The sequence below is a fragment of the Lujinxingia vulgaris genome (genome assembly GCF_007997015.1).
GTDB lineage: Bacteria > Myxococcota_A > Bradymonadia > Bradymonadales > Bradymonadaceae > Lujinxingia > Lujinxingia vulgaris.
The window spans coordinates 1-1658 of the sequence record NZ_VOSM01000027.1 but is presented as its reverse complement, the minus strand read 5'-3'; the positions used below and the strand labels follow the sequence as shown (position 1 = coordinate 1658).

Annotated in this window: 2 protein-coding genes and 1 pseudogene; 2 read left to right on the top strand and 1 reads right to left on the bottom strand. The window is 58.6% G+C overall.

The features are described 5' to 3' along the window. Window positions 1–314 (bottom strand): annotated as a pseudogene (locus FRC98_RS20730) (hypothetical protein); the annotation flags it as partial. Between the two features lie 144 nt (window positions 315–458). Here FRC98_RS20730 and FRC98_RS20725 point away from each other — a divergent pair. Together FRC98_RS20725 and FRC98_RS20720 are read left to right on the top strand one after the other, a co-directional pair. After that, complete coding sequence (locus FRC98_RS20725) at window positions 459–707, top strand: DUF4160 domain-containing protein (protein WP_146983491.1); 249 nt, start codon at window positions 459–461, stop codon at window positions 705–707. After that, window positions 694–1113, top strand: coding sequence for a DUF2442 domain-containing protein (locus FRC98_RS20720; RefSeq protein ID WP_146983490.1), 420 nt, complete (start codon window positions 694–696; stop codon window positions 1111–1113). Before FRC98_RS20725 ends, FRC98_RS20720 begins: the two co-directional genes overlap by 14 nt. The last annotated feature ends 545 nt before the right edge of the window (window positions 1114–1658 follow it).

Below are 1658 nucleotides of genomic sequence, written 5' to 3'. Positions count from 1 at the left end.
CACCATGACGGGTCGCGCGGCGCCAACTCGGCGGCGACTTCTTCCCGCCAGTCCTCTATCGTCTCCCCCTCAACGATACGGATCAGATCACGCCGCCCGCTCGGATACTCGCGGACCATGCAGCCCTTCGGGGTCTCGGCTTCCCTGTAGACAATCGAGCGTCCTTCTCGAAGGTGAGACTTCGCAGCCTGGCCGGAATCTCGAACGGCTCTCATCACAGCTCGAATGATCTCGCCTTCCTCGGCCGGTTGGCTGTAGCTGTCCTCGATCTCCTGGTTGATGGCGTCGAGTTCTTCCTGATCTCTCTCGTTCATCGCTGCCCTCGCCTCATAGCTGGTGAGACACCCCGGCCTCATCCCTGGTCAAAATCCGCTCACTCACGACCGGAAACCGATTATGAATGATACACCCCTAGCTCACATCTTCCCAAGCGCTTGGGTTTCTACTATATTATCCTAATGCCGACTGTTCTTCGACTGGATGGGTTACGGGTGGTGATCTACCCGAGCGATCATCGTCCCGCCCATGTGCATGTGATTGGGGCAGACGGCGAAGCGGTGTGCGTCCTGAACTGTCCGGACGGCCCGCCAGAGCTTCGGGAGGTCTATGGCTTCTCCCGTCCGGAAGTGAACCGCATCCTGCGGGATCTGGGCGGCCACCTGTCGAACCTCTGCCAGCATTGGAGTGAGATTCATGGCCGTTACTGAACAGGAATTTGCCCGCGCCGAGGCCGCCAGTGCCGCCGTGCGCCAGCATGGCTATGCCACAGCCGCCCGCTATGACCGGAAAGCGGATCGCCTGGTTGTCAGCCTGCACACTGGCATTGAGCTAACAGTTCCGGTGCATTTGCTGGAGGGCCTGGCTGGAGCTGACGCGGCGGCGCTTTCCGAGATCGAGATTACCCCGAGTGGCCTGGGCCTACACTGGCCCGCGCTCGATGCCGATATCTACGTTCCCGGCCTTCTCAGCGGGGAATTCGGCTCGCGCTCCTGGATGGCTGCGGAGCTGGGCGCCCAGGGCGGACGGACACGCAGCGCGGCCAAGGCGAATGCCGCCCGGAACAATGGGCGCAAAGGTGGCCGTCCAGCCAAACGCCAGGCTATTCAGTCCTGACCCACTGATTAAGAATCCTCTGCTCGCAGCCTGCCAGTTGCGTACCCCTACGCAAAATCCTGCGCGATTTTGGTAAGGAACTTCTGAAATCCGGCAAGAGGTGCCGGATATGGCTGGAACGGATCGCCCTGCTCGTCTTTGCCGAGCAATGGGCGTGGCCTCGATGCCGTCCGTTCGTATTAGTGCAGCTCCTATCCTGGCCCCTTGCGCCCATGTCTTCGTGCGCCGTCGAGGCGCACACCGATTCCCTGTTAGGCCGGTCATAGGAAAATCAAAGGCTTAGGGGTACTTTCGGGGACAGATTGCGGGAAGTCTACCCTTCACTGAAGTCTCTATGAGAGGCGATTTTCCGATTTCTATACTTCTATAGATTCTGATTCCAGGCGATATCGCCCTTTATAAAACAATGGGTTATGGCGCTATCGCGAACTTTTTGGGCGGTCTACGCGAACTTTTTGGGCGGTCTACGCGAACTTTTTGGGCGGTCTACGCGAACTTTTTGGGCGGTTCACGAACCTGGAAAACGAACTTATACGGATATATAA